1 protein-coding gene is annotated in these 1,210 nt (G+C 47.5%); it reads left to right on the forward strand.

The window, feature by feature from the left end; all coding sequences use genetic code 11:
* Positions 1 to 81 precede the first annotated feature (81 nt).
* Positions 82 to 1,193, forward strand: a protein-coding gene (locus V3W49_RS22545) for an IS3 family transposase (RefSeq protein WP_500148181.1) whose coding sequence is annotated in 2 segments (ribosomal slippage) — positions 82 to 343 and positions 343 to 1,193 — 1,113 coding nt in all. Because the reading frame shifts where the segments join, the coding sequence is not laid out codon by codon here.
* Positions 1,194 to 1,210 lie beyond the last annotated feature (17 nt).

Here is a 1,210-nt window from a genome sequence, read left to right on the forward strand (position 1 = left end):
CTGTAAGTATCCCGCATAATCGAACCATTCACATTTAGAGATCTTCCGGCATACTCAATTCTGCCAACGAAGGAGATCGTTATGCGTAAAGCCCGTTTTACTGAGCATCAGATCATCGCTGTGATTAAGTCGGTTGAAGCCGGACGAACTGTTAAAGATGTCTGCCGCGAGGCCGGTATCTCTGAAGCGACCTACTACAATTGGAAATCTAAATACGGTGGCATGGAAGCCTCTGATATTAAAAAGATAAAGGATCTTGAGGACGAGAACAGGCGTCTCAAACAGATGTTTGCTGATATCAGCCTTGAGAACCGGGCATTGAAAGACGTTATCGAAAAAAAGCTTTGAAACCAGCCTTTAAGCGTGAGCTGGTCACTCATCTGATAACGACGTTCGGGCTGAGTATCCGTCAGGCCTGTCGGAGCCTGAACCTGAGTAGAACGGTTTATCATTATCGTCCGAATACGACGCGTGACGAGCCTGTTATTTCTGCACTGCAGGCTGCCGCTGAACGGTATCCACGATATGGTTTTCCAAAGTTGTTTCAGATTCTGCGACGGCAGGGATACCCATGGAATCACAAAAGGGTCCACCGTATTTACTGTCTGCTGAAGCTGAATTTTCGTCGTAAAGGCAAGCAGCGCCTGCCAGTACGTAATCCATCGCCGCTTGCTACGCCTGAAGCGTTAAACCAGAGCTGGTCTGTTGACTTCATGCATGACGCCCTGATTTGCGGTCGTCGTTTTCGTACGTTCAACGTCGTTGATGACTTTAATCGCGAGGCGTTGTCGATAGAAATAGACCTTAATTTGCCAGCTCAGCGAGTGGTTCGTGTCCTCGACAGGATCGCAGCGAACCGGGGATATCCCGTAATGCTTCGCATGGATAATGGTCCGGAATTTATCTCGCTGGCCCTGGCTGAATGGGCAGAGGAACATACAGTAAAACTGGAATTTATCCAGCCGGGTAAACCGACACAGAACGCATTCATTGAACGCTTTAACAGAACATATCGCACAGAAATACTCGATTTTTATCTGTTCAGAACGCTGAGTGAAGTGCGTGAAATCACGGAACAATGGCTGTCAGAATATAACTGTGAACGCCCGCATGAATCACTGAATAACCTGACGCCGGAGGAATATCGTCAACAACATTACCAGCCCGGGAGCTCAAAAAGTGTATGGAACTAAAGCGGGTCTATTTACAT

The sequence above is a fragment of the Rosenbergiella sp. YN46 genome (assembly GCF_036620675.1).
In the GTDB taxonomy this organism is placed as follows: Bacteria; Pseudomonadota; Gammaproteobacteria; order Enterobacterales; family Enterobacteriaceae; genus Jejubacter.